Below are 15,610 nucleotides of genomic sequence, written 5' to 3'. Positions count from 1 at the left end.
GGAGAACGGAGTTCTAATCTTAGTCGGTCCTGGATCGCGGAAGGGGATGCGACATGGTGGATTCTGATCGGATCGACAAGATGATCAAAGCCGTGCCCCCCGCCTTGGCGCTTCGAGCCGGGCTGGACCTTGGCATCTTCACCCGGCTCGGTGGCAGCGCGATGACTGCTGACAGCCTCGGGGCCGCGCTCAAAGTCGAGCCCGATCGTCTGTCGCGGCTCCTCTACGCGCTCGCCAGCATCGATTTCCTCGAAGTCGAGGATGGCCAATTTCGCAACGGAGCCGAAGCGTCGGCCTTCCTCGACGCGTCCAAGCCGACCTATCGCGTCGGCGATCATGCGCTCCTGCGCGAGCTCTGGGGAGCCGATCTGCTGACCGCGGAGTCGCTGCGACAGAACCGGCCGGCTGCGCTGCACGATTTTTCCGAAGCAGGGCCCGAGGAAGCGGCGGCCTTCAGCCGCTTGCTCGCACCGGGGGCGGTGATTTTCGGCCGACTTCTGGCCCAGGAGATGGACCTCTCGGCGATCGGTTCGGTGATTGACATCGGCGGGGGCCCAGGGACCATTCTCGTCGGACTTCGCGAGCGGTGGCCGCAGATTGCGGCAACGCTGATGGAACTCCCATCGGTCGCAGCGGTCGCGCCGGATATCCTGTCAGAATATGGTGCCGACGACGTGGTCGTCGAAGAGGGGGACATAACTGTCGCGCCATCGGTCGGTCGGCACGATCTGGCGATCCTAAAGGCCGTCGTCCAGGTCCTGCCGCCGGACCAGGCGCGCAGTTCGATCCTGAACGCGGCGCGTTGCCTCACACCGGGCGGCGAGATCGCAATTGCGGGGTGGGGTGTCGTCGATGACGACCGCCTCGGTCCGCGTGAGGGTGTCTTTCTGAATCTCACCTTCTTGAACCTCTATCGCAACGGCGAATCGTACACTGAAGGTCAGTATCGGGCGTGGATGACGGAGGCTGGATTCCGCGATATCTCGAGGTCCCGCCTGACGGACGGCTGCACCTTGTTTCGGGCGCGCCTCACGGACTGATCGTGGCTGGATGGCTGGTTTCGGACGCGAGACACTCCGAGGTGCCCATGCGCACACGGCAGTATGCGCGGCCGTTGCATCGGCGCCGCCTCACGTCGAAAATGCCCCCATGGAAGCTGTCCGATTTCCCAGGCTCACAACACCAAGGCTCGTGCTTCGAGCGCCGAGCGAACGGGATATCCCGGCATGGTTTGCGCGCGCGACGGATGTCGAATCCGCCTCCCTTGCCGGCGATCCCGTTCCCGACGACATAAGCGCAGGCGAACGATGGCTCGCCCGTTCGCGTCAGCGGTTCGCTGACGGCAAGGCGATCAAGTGGTCCATCGACCAGGCAGGGGTATCGGACGCGATCGGGACGATAACCCTGTCCTTCGGCGCAACCGACGCCAAGGCAGCCGCATTGGGATTTGTGCTGGCGCGTGCGCATTGGGGGCACGGATTGGGCAGCGAGGCGGCGCGCGAAGTCATCCGCTACGGCTTTGAAACTCTGGCGCTTGAACGGGTGACGGCCGAGGCGGCGGCGCGCAATTTCGCGTCGCTGCGGATATTGGCGAAGCTCGGCTTCAAACATATCGAGAGCTTCATCGATGAGACCGACGGCGAGCGCTGCGAGCGTCTTGCGCTCGACGGAGACATCGGATCGTCACCGTTGGCGAGCAACGCGATGCCGGACTGCTAATGCATTCGTCGCCTCGGTGCCAAGCGTCGGGTCATGGCGCTTGACGGACGTTTCGCGGGCCGTCGTTTAACGAGCCACGATGTTGGGCCTTGGCTCAATGCCCAAACACCAATGGCGGCGCCAGGCGGTCCCGCCGCAGCCAGCGCGCCAGCAGCAGCGCCGCCACCACGGCCAGCCCCGACGACAGGCCGATCCAGATGCCGACGCCATGGAAGCCGAAATGGAAGGCGAGCAGCACGCCGAGCGGCAGGCCGATGCCCCAATAGCCGATCGCGGCGTAGATCATCGGCACCTTGGTGTCGTGCAGGCCGCGCAGCATGCCGGCGGCAACCGCCTGCGCGCCGTCGAAGATCTGGAACAGGGCTGCAAAGACCAGGAACGACACGGCAAGCGCGATCACCCTGGCATTGGCCGGGTTGGCGAGATCGATGAAGGCGCTGATCAAGAGATGCGGCCACAGGATCATCACCAGCCCCATCAGCGCCATGAACGAGACGCCGATGACAAAGGCGGTCCAGCCGGCGCGGGAAACGCCTTCCGGATTGCCGGCGCCATGCGCAAGCCCGACGCGCACCGTCACCGCCTGGTTGAGGCCGAGCGGCACCATGAAGCTGATCGAGGCGATCTGGATGGCGATTGCATGCGCGGCTAATGAATCGGCGTCGATCAGGCCCATCAGCAGTGCCGCGGCGTTGAAGATGGTCACCTCGAAGGCCAGGATACCGGCAATCGGCATGCCGAGCCGCAACAGCCCCTTGAAGCGCGGCCAGTCGGACCGCCAGAAGCGCCCGAACAGATGGTAGCGCCGGAACTTCTTCTCCAGCATCACCACCACAGCCATGCCGACGAACATCAGCGTGCTGGACAGAGTGGTGGCCAGCCCCGAGCCGGCGATGCCCATCGACGGTACGCCGAGATTGCCGAACATGAACACCCAGTTGAAGAGGGCATTGCAGGCGACGGCGACGAAGACGATGATCAGCGCCCAGCCCGGTCGCTCCAGTGCCGAAATGAACGAGCGCAGCACGATATAGCCGTAGAAAGGCAGCACCGCCCATTCGAGCCAGCGCAGATAGATGCCGGCCTGATGTGCCAGTACCGGGTCCTGGCCCATTGCCAGCAGAATGGCCTCGCCGTGCCAAAGCACCAGCCAGATCGGGACTGAGATCAGGATCGCCAGCCACAGGCCCTGGCGTACGGTGCGGCGCAGGTCGCGCACCGAATGGCGGCGGCGGCCAAGCTCGGTGGCAATCATCGGCGACGTCGCCAGCATCAGGCCGAGGCCGAAGATCAGCGGCATGAAATAGAGGTTGGCGCCCAGCGCGCCGCTGGCCAGCGTGTCCGCCCCCAAGCGACCCATCATCATGACGTCGGTGGCCGTCATCGCGGTCTGGCCGAGATTGGTCAGCACCATCGGCCAGGCGAGCGCCAGCGTCGCCCTGATTTCCTGACGCCAAAGATTTTCCGGCGCGCGAGCGCCGGCTTCGATCGCAGACATTGTTCCGCTCTTTCCAGGTGCGGCACGTCGGCAAGGAGCCGGAAGCCGCATTTCAAACGGCAAAACCTTCGGTTTCGCAGCGTTTGCGTCAGCTTTTGGACGAAACGCGACATGAAGGCAAGAGAGGAGGGGCCGGAACAGATTGAGCCAGCGGATCGGCTCCGGATTCTACCGGATAGCGTCCAGCATCTGCCGCTGCCGGTGCATTTCGAGGAAAACCCGGTAGTCGCGGTCGAAACGCCCGGCCGATTTCGGGTTCGACGCACGCGTCCTTCCGCCTTGTTGCATGGCAAGGCAGGCGGCGTTGAGGTCGGGGAAAAGCCTGGCCGCGGTTGCGGCGACCATGCCGGTGCCGAGCAGCACCGCCTCGTCGGCCAGCGGCTCGACAACCGTGCAGCCGGTGGCATCGGCATAGAGCTCCATCAAGAGCGGGTTCTTGGTGTGGCCGCCGGTGACATGCAGCGTGTCGATCAAATAGCCATTCTCGTTCAGCGCCTCCAGCACATGCCGCACGCCGAGCGCAATGCCGACGGCGGTGCGCCAGTAGAGCTTGCACAGGCTGTCGAAGGAGGAGTCCAGCGTCAGCCCGCTGACGACGCCGACGGCATGCGGATCGGCGAGCGGCGAACGGTTGCCGTGGAAGTCCGGCAGCACATGCAGCCTTGCGGCGAGCGCCTCGCCTTCGGCGGCGCGTAGTTCGGCGACACGCCCGGCGATCTTGGCGTGCATGGCGGCGTCCGGCTCGCCGCCGGCGCCGTGCAGGCGGATGATGTGGTCGAGCAGGGCGCCGGTAGCGGATTGCCCGCCTTCCGAGAGCCACAGCTTCGGCAGCGCCGCCCCGTAGTACGGGCCCCAGACCCCGGCGAAGGGCTGTGGATCGGGCGACATCGCCATGACGCAGCTTGAAGTGCCGGCGATCAGCGCCAGGTGCCGGCCGATGTCCTGTTGGTCGCCGGCAAAGCCGCCGAGCACGCCAAGCGCGCCGGCATAGGCATCGATGACGCCGGCGCCGACCCGGCATTTCTGCGTGAGGCCGAGATCCGCCGCCGCTTGCGCCGCCAGCGGCCCGATATCGGTACCCACCGGACTGGCCCTCTCGGGCAGGTTCCCATGCTCGAAAAGATCGTCGAGACCGACGAGCTCGAAGAAATCGCGGCGCCAGCCAGTCTCCTCATGCGCCAGATAGGTCCATTTGGCGGTCAGCGTGCATTGCGAACGAGCCAGCGATCCGGTCGCCTGCCAGGTCAGGAAGTCGGTCAGGTCGAATAGATAGCCGGCTTCATTCCAGATCTTCGGCAGATGCCGTTTCAGCCACATCAGCTTCGGTGTCGCCATTTCCGGTGACATGACGCCGCCGACATAGTCGAGCACGGCGTGGCCGCTGGCCGTGCATTCGTCGGCCTCGGCGATGGCGCGGTGGTCGAGCCAGACAATGGTGTCCCAGCGCCTGTCGCCGGTGACCGAAACGCTGAGCTGGTCGCCTTGCCGGTCGCGCACAACCAGCGAACAGGTGGCGTCGAAGGAAATGCCGACGACATCTTCGGCGGCGACGCCGGCTTTTTCGCGAGCGGCACGCACGGCGATGCAGACGGCCGACCAGATATCGCGCGAATCATGCTCGGCGTGATCGGGCTTCGGCTGGTTCATGGCGATCGGCCGCTCGGCACGGCCGAGCAAGGTGCCGCTGGTGTCGAGAATGCCCGCGCGAGCGCTCCCGGTGCCGACATCGACCGCGCAAACGAACTGTTTCAAGATGCTCTTACTCTCGCTCCCAGGCCTGCAATCAGATCGGGCAATTGCAGCATGTCAGCGAATATAAAGTCCGGTTCACTCGACGCAAGCCGCGCTTGCAAGGTCGGGTTGCCGGCATGCGAGCCGCCGGTGAAGGCAAAAACGCGCATGCCCGCCGCCCGCGCCGCCGCGATGCCGGCAGGGCTGTCCTCGACGACGAGGCATTTGCGCGGATTGGCCCGCATGCTGGCGGCGGCATGGAGGAACAGATCCGGCGCCGGCTTTCCACTGGTCACCATAGCGGCGCTGAACAGATGCGGCTCCATCAGCCCGAGCAATCCGGTGACGTCGAGCGCGGTGCGGATGCGATCGAGCGTGCCCGAGGACGCGACACAGAACGGCAGCCCGAGCATTGGCAGCATCTCGCTGACACCCGGGATGGGCTTCAGCTCTTCGCGAAACCTGCGCATCAATTCGACGCGCATGTCGGTCAGCTGGCTGTCGGTGATCTCAAGCCCGAAGTCGCGGCCGAGGATCTCGCGCACGCTTTTCATGCTCTTGCCGAGGAAGTGCTCGTAGGCGGTGTCCTCACTGACGCTGCCGCCGGCGAGTTTGATCATGGCAAGCAGCGCCGAGACGGAGAGCGCCTCGCTGTCGACCAGAACGCCATCGCAGTCGAAGATGACCAGTTCAGGCGTCATGGCGTCGAATGGTCTCAGAGTGCGCCGGCGAGGTAGCGCGTCAGCGTCGCGCGCGTGCCGTTCGCCCACAGCACGTTGAGCGCATGGGCGAAGGCCTCGACAAACGCCGTGGCGCGGCCGACATCGCCATAGATGTCCTCCATGGCAAGCCAGGCGGCCGGCGCATCCTTTGCCGCTTTTGCCGTCGCCTGCAGCCTGTCCCAGTTGGGGTCGTTGGGCTCGATGACGGCGCCGCTGTCCGTCGTGCCGAAGCAGTAGCGGCACCACAGGGCCGATTCCAGCGCCAGGCCGGCGACGCCCTTTCCGGCCTTCAGTCGGTCGGCGATGGTCGGGATAATGAACTTAGGCTGGCGGTTGGACCCATCGAGGCAGAGCCGGCGCACCGTGTCGCCAATCTTGGGATTGGAGAAGCGGCTCTCGATGAGCTGGTAATAGTCCCCCAGGACCGTGTCCGGCACCGGCGGCACGGTCGGAATGATTTCTTCCCGTTCGAGCTTGGCCAGAAAGCCGCTTACCAGTGGTTCCTGCATCGCCTCATGGACGAAATGGATGTCCATCAGCCCGGCCGGATAGGCGATCGTGGCATGGCCGCCATTGAGGATGCGGATCTTCATCAGCTCGTAGGGGGCGACATCCCTCACGAACTGCACGCCGACCTTTTCCAGCGGCGGGCGGCCGTCGGTGAAATGGTCTTCCAGCACCCATTGCCGGAACGGCTCGCAGAACACCGGCCAGTTGTCCTCCAGCCCGAACTCGCTCGCCAGGATGCCGCGTTCGCGATCCGTGGTGGCCGGCGTGATGCGATCGACCATGCCATTGGGAAAGGCGACATGCTCGCTGACCCAATTTGCCAAATCCTCGTCGATCAGCCGTGCAAGGCCGATGACGCCGTCCGAGGTGACATGGCCATTGTGGGGGATGTTGTCGCACGACATGACGGTGAACGGCACGACGCCGTCATCGCGCCGGCGGACCAACCCGGCGAGAATGATGCCGAACACCGTCTTCGGCGTGGCGCCCGGCTGCGCGTCGGCGACGATGTCGGGATGGGTCGGGTTGAAGACGCCGGAAGCCGGGTCGATGAAGTAGCCGCCTTCGGTGATGGTCAGCGAAACGATCTTGATCGCCGGGTCGGCGAGCCGTTCGATGATGCCGGCCGCATCGCCCGGCATCAGGAAGTCGATCATGACGCCGGTGACGCGGGCACTCATATGGCCGCTGTCCTGTTCGACCACGGTGGTCAGCCAGTCCTGCTCTGCCAGTTTGCCGCGGCCGATCTTCTCGCCCTCGAACACGCCGGCACCGACCAGGGCCCAGTCATGGCCGATGCCCGAATTGAACAGGTCGTCGAGATAGACGGCCTGATGCGAGCGGTGGAAATTGCCGACGCCGAAATGCACGATGCCGGGCTTGAGCGCCGCCCGGTCATATTTCGGACCGGCGACCTTGGCCGGCAGCTTGGCGAGGTTCGAAGACGAGAGTTTCACGGTCATCTGTTTTACCCTTTGGCCGGGCTTCGGCCTTCGTTACTCCCCTCTCCCCCGGTCTTTCACGGGCAGAGAGTTCGGGGTGGCACATACCCTTTCGAGATCGATGCGCCCTTTGATGTCGGCCTCTGCTCCCCGCGGAGGGACGAGGAGCAGAGGCCGTCCCCGCCTCAGCTCATCCACTGGCCGCCATCGACATTGTAGGTCTGGGCGACGATGTATTCGGCATCGCTGCTGGCGAGAAAGACCGCCATGCCGGTGAGGTCATGCGCCGTGCCCATCCGGCCATACGGCACCGCCTCGCCAACCAGCTTCTTCTTCTCGCCCTTCGGCCGGTTCTCATACTTGGCAAACAGCGAATCGACATGGTCCCAGTGCTCGCCGTCGACGACCCCAGGGGCAATCGCGTTGACGTTGATGCGGTGCTTGATCAGGTCGAGCCCCGCCGACTGGGTCAGCGAGATGACGGCGGCCTTGGTGGCGCAATAGACGCCGACCAGCGCCTCGCCGCGCCGCCCGGCCTGGCTCGCCATGTTGATGATCCTGCCGCCCTTGCCCCGCGCGATCATCGAGCGGGCGGCGGCCTGCAGCATGAACAGCGCGCCGGCGACGTTGACGGAAAACAGTTTGTCGTAGCTTGCCTTGGTGATCTCGACGATCGGCGCCAGATCGAACAGGGCGGCGTTGTTGATCAGGATGTCGAGGCCACCGGTCGTCGCCTCGACGGCTTTCACCGCCGCCTCGATGGAAGCGAGGTCGGTGACGTCGAGCTTGACCGCATAGGCCTTGCCGCCGATCTCGGCGGCTGTCTTCTGCGCAGCCTCGAGATTGATGTCGGCAATGGCAACGATGGCGCCTTCGCTGGCATAGGCTTCAGCGAAGGCTCTGCCGATGCCACGAGCCGAACCCGTGATCAGCGCGGATTTGCCGGCCAGGCGCATGCTCACATTGCCTTCCCGTCGGCGCCGAAGCGATGCAGCTTGGCCTTGTCGGGTGTCAGGTAGATGGTGTCGCCGTGGTGGACGGCGAGTTCGCCGTCGGCGCGCACCGTCAGCGGACCGACGCCATCGGCCTGGACATGCAGGAAGGTGTCGGAGCCGAGATGCTCGGCAACGCCGACGATGGCCTTCCATTCGCCCGCCGTGGTCGAGATCTCCATGTGCTCGGGACGGATGCCGATGGTCTTGGCGCTGTACTTGGCCGCTGGCGCCCCTTCGATCAGGTTCATCTTCGGCGAGCCGATGAAGCCGGCGACGAACAGGTTGCGCGGCGTCTTGTAGAGTTCCATCGGCGAGCCGACCTGCTCGATGTTGCCGGCGTTCAGCACGACGATCTTGTCAGCCATGGTCATGGCTTCGACCTGGTCGTGGGTGACGTAGATCATCGTCGTCTTGAGCTGATGGTGCAGCTCGCTTATCTCCAGCCGCATGGTGCCGCGAAGGGCGGCGTCGAGGTTGGACAGCGGTTCGTCGAACAGGAAGGCCGAGGGCTGGCGCACGATGGCACGGCCGATGGCGACGCGCTGGCGCTGGCCGCCGGAGAGCTGGCCGGGCCGGCGTTCGAGATAGTTGGTCAGGTTCAGGACGCGCGCCGCATCCTTCACCTTCTTGTCGATGGTCGCCTGGTCCTCGCCCGCCATCTTCAGCGGGAAGGCGATGTTCTTGGCCACCGTCATGTGCGGATAAAGCGCGTAGGACTGGAACACCATCGCCAGCTTGCGCTTGGCCGGCGCTTCACCGGTGACGTCGCGGCCATCGATGTTGATGGTGCCGCCACTGGTGTCCTCCAGCCCGGCGATCAGGCGCAGCAGAGTTGACTTGCCGCAACCCGATGGGCCGACGAAGACAACGAACTCGCCATTTTCGATCACCAGGTCGAGGCCGGGGATGATGGACGTCGATCCAAAGGACTTGGAGACGTTCTTGAGCGTGATGTTTCCCATGGTTTCCTCCCCGAGGGGTTATTTCTGCCGGATTGCTTCAGGCAATTTCTGTTACTTCACCGCACCAAATGTCAGGCCGCGCACCAGCTGCTTCTGGCTGAACCAGCCCATGATCAGGATCGGGGCGATGGCCAGTGTCGAGGCGGCCGAAAGCTTGGCCCAGAACAGGCCTTGCGGGCTGGAGAACGAGCTGATGAAGGCGGTCAAGGGTGCTGCGTCCGTTGTGGTCAGCCGGATCGTCCAGAACGCCTCATTCCAGGCCAGGATGATGTTCAACAGCATGGTCGAGGCGATACCCGGCACCGCCATCGGCGTCAGCACATAGACGATCTCGTTCCACAGCGAAGCGCCGTCCATGCGCGCCGCTTCCAGGATCTCGCCCGGGATTTCGCGGAAGTAGGTATAGAGCATCCACACCACGATCGGCAGGTTGATCAGCATCAGCATGACCATCAGGCCGATGCGGCTGTCGAGCAGCCCGAAGTTGCGGAAGATCAGGTAGATCGGGAACAGCACGGCGACCGCCGGCATCATCTTGGTGGACAGCATCCACATCAGGATGTCCTTGGTCCGTTTGGTCGGCGAGAAAGCCATCGACCATGCCGCCGGAATGGCGACCAGCAGGGCCAGGATGGTCGAGCCGACCGAGAGCAGCACCGAATTGAAGAAGAACTTGAAGTAGCCGCTCTGCGCCTGAACCTCGGTGTAACTCTCAAACGTCCCCGACGGGATCAGGTTGAAGCCCTGGATCGCTTCCTGCTCCGACTTGAACGAGGTGATGATCGTATAAAGGATCGGGAAGAAGATCAGCAGCGCGACGATCCAGGCGGCAACGGTCGCGATTGTCTTGTGCTGGGTGGTGACTGAGCGTGCCATCGTATCCTCCCTTACTTGTCCAGGTTCTTGCCGACGGCGCGCATGGCGAAGAAGGCAACGATGTTGGCGAGAATGACAGCGATGATGCCGCCGGCGGATGCCTGGCCAATTTTGAACTCCAGCAAGGCCTTCTGGTAGACGAGGAAGGGCAGGTTGGTGGAGGCGTATCCAGGGCCACCATTGGTGGTGACGAGGATCTCGGCATAGACCGACAAAAGGAAGATCGTCTGGATCAGGATGACGACGGTGATGGCGCGCGACATGTGCGGCAGCGTCAGATAGATGAAGCGGCTGATAAAGCCGGCGCCGTCCATCTCGGCGGCCTCTTTCTGCTCGCCGTCGAGCGACTGCAGCGCGGTCAAGAGGATCAGCGTCGCGAAGGGCAGCCACTGCCAGGCGACGATGATGATGATCGCCGTCATCGGATGCTGCCCGAACCAGTCGATCGGCTGGGCGCCAAAGAAGCGCGCAATGTCGGCAAAGACCCCGTATTGCGGGTGCATGATCATGTTCTTCCAGACCAATGCGGCCACCGGCGGCATGACGAAGAACGGCGAGATGACGAGGATGCGGACAATACCTTGTCCCCACATCGGCTGATCGATCAGCAGCGCCAGCAAGATGCCGCCGATCACCGTGATCAGCAGCACGCTGATCACCAGCGTGAGCGTGTTGAGGATCGATTGCAGGAAGGCCGGGTTTGAATAGAACAGCGCGTAGTTCGAGAAGCCGACGAACCCGTCGCGGATCGGGTTGAGCGGGTTGTACTGCTGGAAGGAGAACCACAGCGTGAGCGCCAGTGGAATAACCATCCAGACCAGCAGCAGCACGACAGATGGCGCCATCATGAAACGGGCAAGCGAACGGGTCTGCTGAGTAGCCATGACGGTCACCCTTCAATGGTCAGACTGAATTTTCAAAAGTCGTTAAAGGCGGCCGCCCGAACTGGGACTCGGGCGGCCGTTGCCGGTCAAGGAGGCGACCGGCATTCGGCACCGGGAGGAGCCTACTTGATATAGCCGCCTTCGGTCATTGCCGCGGTGGCGGCGTCCTGGGCCTGCTTCAAGGCATCGTCGACGCTCGACTGGCCGGCAAGAGCCGCCGAGAAGAGCTGGCCGACCGTGGTGCCAAGGCCCTGGAACTCAGGGATGGCGACAAACTGCACGCCGACATAGGGCACCGGCTTGACGGTCGGATGCGTCGGGTCGGCGGCATTGATCGAGTCCAGCGTCATCTTGGCGAACGGAGCCGCCTTCTGGTACTCGGCATTGGCGTAGAGCGAGGAGCGCGTGCCGGGAGGAGCATTGGCCCAGCCTTCCTTCGAGGCGACCAGATCGGCGTAGTGCTTGCTGGTTGCCCAGGAGACGAACTTCTCGGCGGCGTCTGCCTTCTGCGTGCCGGCGGGAATGGCCAGCGACCAGGCCCACAGCCAGTTGCCGCGCTTGCCCAGGCCATTGTCGGGCGCCAGCGCATAACCGACCTTGTCGGCAACGGTCGAGTTCTTCGGGTCCGATACGAAGGATGCGGCGACCGTAGCGTCGATCCACATGCCGCACTTGCCCTGCTGGAACAGCGCCAGGTTTTCATTGAAGCCGTTGGACGATGCGCCCTCAGGACCGTCGGCCTTCATCAGGTCGACATAGAACTGCAGGGTGTTCTTCCATTCGGGCTGGTCGAACTGCGGCTTCCAGTTCTCGTCGAACCAGCGTGCGCCGAAGGAGTTCGACATGGCGGTCAGGAAAGCCATATTCTCGCCCCAGCCGGCCTTGCCGCGCAGGCAGACGCCGTTCACGCCATTGGCGCGGTCGGTCATCTTGTCGGCGGCCTGCTTGATGAAGTCCCAGGTCGGCGCGTCGGGCATCTTCAGCCCGGCCTTGTCCATCAGGTCCTTGCGGTACATGACGAAGGAGCTCTCGCCGTAGAAAGGCGCTGCATAGAGCTTGCCGTCAACCGAAAGACCGCCGGCGATGGCCGGGATGATGTCCTTGGCGTCATAGTCGTCGCCGAGCTTGTCGAGCGGCAGAAGCCAGCTCTGCTTGGCCCAGATCGGAACTTCATAGGTGCCGATCGTCATCACGTCATACTGGCCGCCCTTGGTGGCGATGTCGGTGGTGACGCGCTCGCGCAGCACGTTTTCTTCGAGCGTGACCCAGTTGAGCTTGATGTCCGGGTTAGCCTTGGTGAAGTCGTCGGTCAGCTTCTGCATGCGGACCATATCGCCATTGTTGACGGTGGCGATGGTGATGGATTCGGCATGTGCGGCGAAGGCAAGAGCGCTGGCCGACAACAAGCCCAGGGTGAGCGTGCGAAGTTTCATCAAATTCCTCCCATGAACCAAGATGAGCATTTGCCTTGGCTTTGAGCAATTACTCACTTGACGTCAATTATGTCAAGCCGGATTCGATGCTGCAGCGCAGCACTCGGCGGTGTCGACGGACCATGTGTGCGTGGAATTGCCAAGCCGACTTTGCCGGTCGCCAGGTATTAAGGCGACAGGACCGAAGGTCGGCAGGATTGCTTGCCTCGGGACTTGCCTGTCAGCAGGCGATTTCGGCCAGAAGCCAGTCGCGGAAGGCGCGGATCTTCGGCACGTTGCGGCGCGCCTGGGGATAGACCAGCCAATAGGCGTGGCCATCGTCGCCAACCAGGTCGAAAGGTTGGATCAGGCGGCCGTCGGCGAGTTCCGCCTTGAACAGCGCCCGGGTCAGGATCGCCACGCCATGGCCGGCGATGGCTGCATTGGCCTCATAGGCCTGCGCGCCCATGCTGCTGCCGGGCCGTTTGGCAAGGTCGTGCGAGTTGACGCCGGCAGCCGAAAACCACTCGGTCCACCAGATGTCGCCGGGATCGAGGATCGGCAGCCGCAACAGGTCGGCCGGTTCGTTGATGCCGCCGATGCTCGCCGCGAGCCTGGGGCTCAGCATCGGCGTGAAATCGGCATCGAGCAGCTTGTAGGCTTCCAGTCCCGGCCATTTGCCGCCGCCCGAACGGATGGCGAGATCGACATCCTCGCGAGCAAAATCCGTCAGGCGGCTCGACGTCTCGAGCCGAACGGCAAGGGAAGGATGAGCGATCTGGAAGGAGCCGAGATGGTGCGCCAGCCAGTTCGAGGCAAAGGTCAGCACCGTGGTGACGCACAGCAGCCCGTCGGCGCCGCCACGCGCCGCGGCGTATGCCTGGCCAAGTAGGGCAAAGGCTTCGCTGACACCCGGGGCAAGGCGCTGTCCGGCTTCGGTCAGCACAATCTGCCGCGGCCGCCGCAGGAACAATGGAGTGCCGACTCTCTCCTCAAGCACCTTGATCTGATAGCTGACTGCCGCCTGCGCCATGGCGAGCTCCTCGGCGGCCTTGGTGAAGGAAAGATGCCGCGCCACAGCGTCGAACACCCTGATCGCTTGCAGCGGCGGGAGTTGGGAGAGCTGTCGCGAGCTGAGGTCAGGCATAAAACCTCCTTATGGGCCATAACAGATGTTCGATTGGCAAAGCCGGTCGGCAAGACCAACATTCAGTGTCAACCGTTCATTCGGGTTCAGGATAGCGAAGGTTGACGATCATGACCATGGCGCAACAAAAATGCACTCCCACCCCAGATCATCGCTGGATTTCGTGGCTTGCGGACGGATTCGGCTGGTTCGCGACAAAAAGGAAGGCGCATCTCGACATCAGGGATTTGTCGCCGCATCTGCAGCGTGACGTCGGCTTCCTCGACGGCAACGACCCTTTCGGGCGGGGCCAATAGCCCGGCTGGCTTTATCCGAAATCAGTCGCGCCGGCGTCCTGCGATCGACGGCAGCCCGGTCAGACGCTGGCCAGCAGGGCCGCCGCCGTCCGCTCGTCGGTGATGAGGCCGTTGATCAGCCGCCGGTTGGCGGCCGCCAGGATACCCGGCAGTTTGCGTTCGCCCATCGCCAGTGCAATCACCAGTGATTTTTCGCGCGATGGCAGCGAAGCCGACGACACCCGATCGTTGGTGATGCCCTCGATCATGCGGCCTTCGCGATCGTATACCCAGCCGACGATTTCGGCGATGCCGCCGGCCTTCTGCAGCGCCTTCAGCTCACTTTCGGAAATGAAACCGTCTTCATAGAGCGGCGCCTTCGGGCCGAGATCGCCAATGCCGATGAAGGTGACGTCGGCCTCGGCGGCCAGCGCCAGCGTCGGCTGGATCATCGGCTGGTTGAGCAGCATCTCGCGCTCCTCCGGCGAAGAGGCGATGACCGGCAGCGGCATCGGGAAGGATCGCGCCTTGACCCTGTCGGCCATGGTGAAGATCACGTTGTAGAAGGCGGCCGAACCGTCCGGCGAGATGTTGCCGGTCAAGGACACCACCTTGTGCTGTGGGCATTCCATCGGCGGCAGCTGTTCGATCGCTGCCTTCAGCGTGCGCCCGGTGCCGATCGCCATGACGATCGGTGTCGGCGAGCGCAGCCGCCGCTCGATCTCGGCCGCGGCCGCCTCGGCAATCCCGATGGTGGTGGACGATGAATTGGGATCGCTCGGCACCACCTCGACCAGGTCGAACGCGAAGCGCGATCTCAACCGCGCCGCCAGCTCGAGGCAGTTGGCGATCGGATGGTCGACACGGACCTTGATCAAGCCTTCCGACACCGCCAGCGACACCAGCCGCTGCGCCGTCTGCCGCGATATGCCGAGCGTGGTGGCGATCTGGTCCTGCGTGTTGCCGGCAACATAATAAAGCCAGCCGGCGCGTGCTGCGTCGTCCAGCCTGTTGCTGCCGCCATCCTGCCGGGTATTCACGTCCTGCCTCCCGAAACCGCCGGTCATGAGCGCGGTCCGTTCCTACTCTTGCAGGGAACGGGCTGCTGCGCAATTGTCAATCTCAAGGGCAATTGCTTGCAACCCTCGGCGCACATAGCGCGAAGATTTCCCCCTCCGACGAGGATCGCGCCGGACAAAGACCATCGGTTTCGGTTCCGACAGGTGGCACGTTGTGAGATCGCGAAGGTTTATCTCCCCGCGCAAACCCTTTAAGGGATCGCAAAAAGGAGCCTTGCATGACGCCGAAAGCGGTTTTCTGGGATATGGACGGCACGCTGGTCGACAGCGAACCGCTGCACGAGGCCGCTTTGGTGGCGGCGATGCGCAATGTCGGCCTCGTCCCGCCGGCCGACCTGCATGAGCGCGTGCTCGGCGTCGCCGCCTGGCCGGTCTATGAGATGATGCGCGACGAGTTCGGCCTGGACCTGCCCTTCGACGACTGGATCATCCGCAAATACGAACACTATCTGCCGCTGGTCGAGCGCTTGCAGCCGCGCCCCGGCGCGATCGAGATCTTCAACGACTTGCGGGCAAGGGGCGTGGCGCAAGCCGTGGTGTCGAATTCGGACCGCATGATCGTCGACGCCAACCTTCGCATGGTCGGGCTGACCTACCCCGGCATGAAGACGATCAGCCGCAACGATGTGCGCGAGGGCAAGCCGCACGCCGAACCCTTCCTGCGCGCCGCGTATCTCGCTGGCGTCGCTCCCGCGCAGGCGATAGCGATCGACGACAGCTGGCCGGGCGCCATGGCGGGGCTGGCGGCAGGCATGACGACGATCTTCTGGCCGGAAAAGCCGATGGAAGGCCCGCCCGGTGCCATCGTCATCAACAGCGCCGAGGAATTGCGCACCGAACTCGGGCTTTAGCCTTCAGA

The 15,610-nt window shown here is 63.8% G+C and carries 15 protein-coding genes; 4 read left to right on the top strand and 11 right to left on the bottom strand.

The window, feature by feature from the left end; genetic code table 11:
* Positions 1 to 53 precede the first annotated feature (53 nt).
* Both AC0ZT5_RS19635 and AC0ZT5_RS19630 read left to right on the top strand, forming a co-directional pair.
* Positions 54 to 1,040 (top strand): methyltransferase, encoded by a 987-nt coding sequence (locus tag AC0ZT5_RS19635; protein WP_488497756.1) that lies wholly within the window; start codon positions 54 to 56, stop codon positions 1,038 to 1,040.
* 109 nt (positions 1,041 to 1,149) lie between these two features.
* Complete coding sequence (locus tag AC0ZT5_RS19630; RefSeq protein ID WP_488497755.1) at positions 1,150 to 1,719, top strand: GNAT family N-acetyltransferase; 570 nt, start codon at positions 1,150 to 1,152, stop codon at positions 1,717 to 1,719.
* Between the two features lie 94 nt (positions 1,720 to 1,813).
* Here the strand turns inward: AC0ZT5_RS19630 and AC0ZT5_RS19625 are convergent, their stop codons facing one another.
* The 10 genes from AC0ZT5_RS19625 to gcvA form a co-directional block, all read right to left on the bottom strand.
* Complete coding sequence (locus AC0ZT5_RS19625) at positions 1,814 to 3,217, bottom strand: MATE family efflux transporter (protein ID WP_488497754.1); 1,404 nt, start codon at positions 3,215 to 3,217, stop codon at positions 1,814 to 1,816.
* Between the two features lie 168 nt (positions 3,218 to 3,385).
* A complete protein-coding gene (locus AC0ZT5_RS19620) occupies positions 3,386 to 4,972 on the bottom strand; it encodes an FGGY-family carbohydrate kinase (protein WP_488497807.1) in 1,587 nt (528 codons plus the stop codon).
* A complete protein-coding gene (locus tag AC0ZT5_RS19615) occupies positions 4,966 to 5,649 on the bottom strand; it encodes an HAD family hydrolase (RefSeq protein WP_488497753.1) in 684 nt (227 codons plus the stop codon). Before AC0ZT5_RS19615 ends, AC0ZT5_RS19620 begins: the two co-directional genes overlap by 7 nt.
* A 14-nt stretch (positions 5,650 to 5,663) precedes the next feature.
* A complete protein-coding gene (locus tag AC0ZT5_RS19610) occupies positions 5,664 to 7,142 on the bottom strand; it encodes a mannitol dehydrogenase family protein (protein ID WP_488497752.1) in 1,479 nt (492 codons plus the stop codon).
* A 164-nt stretch (positions 7,143 to 7,306) separates the two neighbouring features.
* A complete protein-coding gene (locus AC0ZT5_RS19605; protein ID WP_488497806.1) occupies positions 7,307 to 8,077 on the bottom strand; it encodes an L-iditol 2-dehydrogenase in 771 nt (256 codons plus the stop codon).
* A 2-nt stretch (positions 8,078 to 8,079) separates the two neighbouring features.
* The gene (locus AC0ZT5_RS19600; protein ID WP_477281154.1) at positions 8,080 to 9,078 is read right to left on the bottom strand and encodes an ABC transporter ATP-binding protein; all 999 of its coding nucleotides are present in this window, start codon (positions 9,076 to 9,078) and stop codon (positions 8,080 to 8,082) included.
* 51 nt (positions 9,079 to 9,129) lie between these two features.
* A complete protein-coding gene (locus AC0ZT5_RS19595) occupies positions 9,130 to 9,954 on the bottom strand; it encodes a carbohydrate ABC transporter permease (protein WP_457154448.1) in 825 nt (274 codons plus the stop codon).
* Positions 9,955 to 9,965: 11 nt separating this feature from the next.
* On the bottom strand, positions 9,966 to 10,838 hold the full coding sequence (locus tag AC0ZT5_RS19590) for a carbohydrate ABC transporter permease (protein WP_477281157.1): 873 nt from the start codon (positions 10,836 to 10,838) through the stop codon (positions 9,966 to 9,968).
* Positions 10,839 to 10,960: 122 nt separating this feature from the next.
* Positions 10,961 to 12,271, bottom strand: a complete 1,311-nt coding sequence (locus AC0ZT5_RS19585) for an ABC transporter substrate-binding protein (RefSeq protein ID WP_488497751.1) — start codon at positions 12,269 to 12,271, stop codon at positions 10,961 to 10,963.
* Positions 12,272 to 12,491: 220 nt separating this feature from the next.
* Positions 12,492 to 13,397 (bottom strand): transcriptional regulator GcvA, encoded by a 906-nt coding sequence (gene gcvA, locus AC0ZT5_RS19580; protein WP_488497750.1) that lies wholly within the window; start codon positions 13,395 to 13,397, stop codon positions 12,492 to 12,494.
* Positions 13,398 to 13,507: 110 nt separating this feature from the next.
* On the opposite strand from gcvA, the gene AC0ZT5_RS19575 reads away from it, so the two are divergent.
* The gene (locus tag AC0ZT5_RS19575; protein ID WP_184873345.1) at positions 13,508 to 13,693 is read left to right on the top strand and encodes a hypothetical protein; all 186 of its coding nucleotides are present in this window, start codon (positions 13,508 to 13,510) and stop codon (positions 13,691 to 13,693) included.
* A 59-nt stretch (positions 13,694 to 13,752) separates the two neighbouring features.
* On the opposite strand, the gene AC0ZT5_RS19570 is transcribed toward AC0ZT5_RS19575, so the two are convergent.
* Positions 13,753 to 14,712, bottom strand: a complete 960-nt coding sequence (locus AC0ZT5_RS19570; RefSeq protein ID WP_095084330.1) for a sugar-binding transcriptional regulator — start codon at positions 14,710 to 14,712, stop codon at positions 13,753 to 13,755.
* 257 nt (positions 14,713 to 14,969) lie between these two features.
* On the opposite strand from AC0ZT5_RS19570, the gene AC0ZT5_RS19565 reads away from it, so the two are divergent.
* Positions 14,970 to 15,602, top strand: coding sequence for an HAD family hydrolase (locus tag AC0ZT5_RS19565; RefSeq protein WP_477412135.1), 633 nt, complete (start codon positions 14,970 to 14,972; stop codon positions 15,600 to 15,602).
* The last annotated feature ends 8 nt before the right edge of the window (positions 15,603 to 15,610 follow it).

This window comes from Mesorhizobium sp. CNPSo 4670, from assembly GCF_057784235.1.
This window is presented reverse-complemented; position numbering and strand designations above follow the sequence as displayed.

Excerpts from the sequence above, each read along its gene's own strand:
- AC0ZT5_RS19635 (WP_488497756.1), top strand. The coding sequence starts at position 54 with ATGGTGGATTCTGATCGGATCGACAAGATGATCAAAGCCGTGCCCCCC.
- AC0ZT5_RS19630 (WP_488497755.1), top strand. The coding sequence starts at position 1,150 with ATGGAAGCTGTCCGATTTCCCAGGCTCACAACACCAAGGCTCGTGCTT.
- AC0ZT5_RS19625 (WP_488497754.1), bottom strand. The coding sequence starts at position 3,217 with ATGTCTGCGATCGAAGCCGGCGCTCGCGCGCCGGAAAATCTTTGGCGT.
- AC0ZT5_RS19615 (WP_488497753.1), bottom strand. The coding sequence starts at position 5,649 with ATGACGCCTGAACTGGTCATCTTCGACTGCGATGGCGTTCTGGTCGAC.
- AC0ZT5_RS19610 (WP_488497752.1), bottom strand. The coding sequence starts at position 7,142 with ATGACCGTGAAACTCTCGTCTTCGAACCTCGCCAAGCTGCCGGCCAAG.
- AC0ZT5_RS19605 (WP_488497806.1), bottom strand. The coding sequence starts at position 8,077 with ATGCGCCTGGCCGGCAAATCCGCGCTGATCACGGGTTCGGCTCGTGGC.
- AC0ZT5_RS19600 (WP_477281154.1), bottom strand. The coding sequence starts at position 9,078 with ATGGGAAACATCACGCTCAAGAACGTCTCCAAGTCCTTTGGATCGACG.
- AC0ZT5_RS19595 (WP_457154448.1), bottom strand. The coding sequence starts at position 9,954 with ATGGCACGCTCAGTCACCACCCAGCACAAGACAATCGCGACCGTTGCC.
- AC0ZT5_RS19590 (WP_477281157.1), bottom strand. The coding sequence starts at position 10,838 with ATGGCTACTCAGCAGACCCGTTCGCTTGCCCGTTTCATGATGGCGCCA.
- AC0ZT5_RS19585 (WP_488497751.1), bottom strand. The coding sequence starts at position 12,271 with ATGAAACTTCGCACGCTCACCCTGGGCTTGTTGTCGGCCAGCGCTCTT.
- gcvA (WP_488497750.1), bottom strand. The coding sequence starts at position 13,397 with ATGCCTGACCTCAGCTCGCGACAGCTCTCCCAACTCCCGCCGCTGCAA.
- AC0ZT5_RS19575 (WP_184873345.1), top strand. The coding sequence starts at position 13,508 with ATGACCATGGCGCAACAAAAATGCACTCCCACCCCAGATCATCGCTGG.
- AC0ZT5_RS19565 (WP_477412135.1), top strand. The coding sequence starts at position 14,970 with ATGACGCCGAAAGCGGTTTTCTGGGATATGGACGGCACGCTGGTCGAC.